This is a genomic window from Mycobacterium sp. (assembly GCF_049281135.1).
In the GTDB taxonomy this organism is placed as follows: Bacteria; Actinomycetota; Actinomycetes; order Mycobacteriales; family Mycobacteriaceae; genus Mycobacterium.
In genome coordinates this window covers 1-1,897 of sequence record NZ_JBAPRN010000169.1, presented here as the reverse complement: position 1 = coordinate 1,897, position 1,897 = coordinate 1, and the positions used below count along the sequence as shown (strand labels likewise).

At 63.5% G+C, this 1,897-nt stretch carries 1 protein-coding gene and 1 pseudogene; one reads left to right on the top strand and one right to left on the bottom strand.

The features are described from left to right. Positions 1-399, bottom strand: a pseudogene (locus WAN02_RS06760) (hypothetical protein); the annotation flags it as partial. A gap of 121 nt (positions 400-520) precedes the next feature. Between WAN02_RS06760 and WAN02_RS06755 the strand changes: the two are divergent. Continuing rightward, positions 521-1,897, top strand: a 1,377-nt coding sequence (locus WAN02_RS06755) for an acyl-CoA dehydrogenase family protein (protein WP_422263394.1), incomplete at its 3' end; no start/stop codon positions are given.

Genomic DNA, 1,897 nt, shown 5'->3' with positions numbered 1-1,897 from the left:
GTGGAACGACACCATCGGTTCTCGGCGGATCACCCCGCTGGCGTCGCTGACCACCAGCGCGCTCGACGTCACCGTGTAGGTGACGCCGTCCTGCTTTGCGACGTAGCTGCCGTCAGGAGACGCTGTGGCCGACGCGATCAATTTGGCGCCATCGCTGATCCGCACACCGTGGTAGCCGAACAAGCCGGCCGGACTCTTGCAGATCGCCACCCGCGAGTTCGACGTGCTGCCGAATGCGACCGCTGTGTTAGGCGCCGCGCAGCGCGCGGTGGAGTCGACGAAACCCAGGGAGTCGGTCGACGGGTCGGCGGCGGCCGGTGGCGTGCCGATCGCGAACAGCGTCCAGCACGCCGCGGTGGCGGCGATGCCGAGTCGAGTGCAACGCAGGTAGGAGGACATCAGGCTTACACCAGAACATGGCGGACCGAGCGGTCCGCGCACCCACGCCGCGCGGCTATCGAATCGTTAGCTCCTTGAGACTTGCCCATGACCTAACCGACTAGCGCTACATTCGACGCCCATGGGACTGCTTTTTGATCCGAATACTTACGACCCGTCGTATTTCGACCCGGAAACACGGCGTCAGCTGCGTGCGGTGATCGACTGGTTCGAGAGCCGCGGCAAGGTCAAGCTACTTCGCGACGACCTGGAAGCGGCGTGGGTGTCGGATTTCCTCGACTTCATCAAGCAGGAAAAGATCTTCGCCACCTTCCTGACGCCCTCGGAGTACGGCGGCGGCGACGCGAACAAGCGGTGGGATACCTCCCGCAACGCGGCGCTGAGCGAGATCTTCGGCTTCTACGGGTTGTCGTATTGGTACGCCGAGCAGGTGACCATCCTGGGCCTCGGGCCGATCTGGCAGAGCGACAACATCAAGGCCAAGGAGCGGGCGGCCGCACAGCTCGAGGCCGGCGGCGTGATGGCATTCGCACTGTCCGAGCGTGCACACGGCGCCGACATCTACAACACCGACCTGCTGCTCACACCCGCCCAAGACGACGACGACGAGGGCGTCGTATTCCGGGCGTCGGGGGAGAAGTACTACATCGGCAACGGCAACGTGGCGGGCATGGTGTCGGTGTTCTCCCGCCGCACCGACGTGGACGGCGCCGACGGTTACATCTGGTTCGTCGCCGACAGCGCCCACCAAAACTACGAACTGATCGGCAATGTGGTGCACGGCCAGATGTTCGTCAGCAACTTCCGGCTCAACGACTACCCGGTGCACGAGGAGGACATCCTGTGCACCGGACCGGAAGCGTTCTCCGCCGCGCTCAACACCGTGAACGTCGGCAAGTTCAATTTGTGCTCCGGCTCGATCGGGATGTGCGAGCACGCCTTCTACGAGGCGATTACCCATGCCAACCACCGCATCCTGTACGGCAACCCGGTCACCGACTTCCCGCACGTGCGGGCCAGTTTCGTCGAGGCCTATGCCCGGTTGATCGCGATGAAATCGTTCAGCGACCGTGCGATCGACTACTTCCGCAGCGCCAGCCTCGACGACCGTCGCTACCTGCTGTTCAACCCGGTGACCAAATCCAAGGTGACCTCCGAAGGCGAGGCCGTCGTCACGCTGTTGTGGGATGTGCTGGCCGCCAAGGGCTTCGAGAAGAACACCTACTTCTGCGAAGTGGCCCGGTTGATCGGTGCTCTACCGCGGCTGGAAGGCACCGTGCACGTCAACGTAGCGCAGATCCTCAAGTTCATGCCGAACTACATGCTCAATCCCGCGGATTACCCGGAGATCGGCACTCGCAACGACCCGGCCGACGACGTGTTCTTCTGGGCCCAGGGCCCTGCGCGGGGTGCGTCAAAGGTCCAATTCGCCGACTGGGCAACGGTTTACGAGCGGCACGTGAAGATCCCGAACGTTGGGGTGTTCTACGAGCAGGCT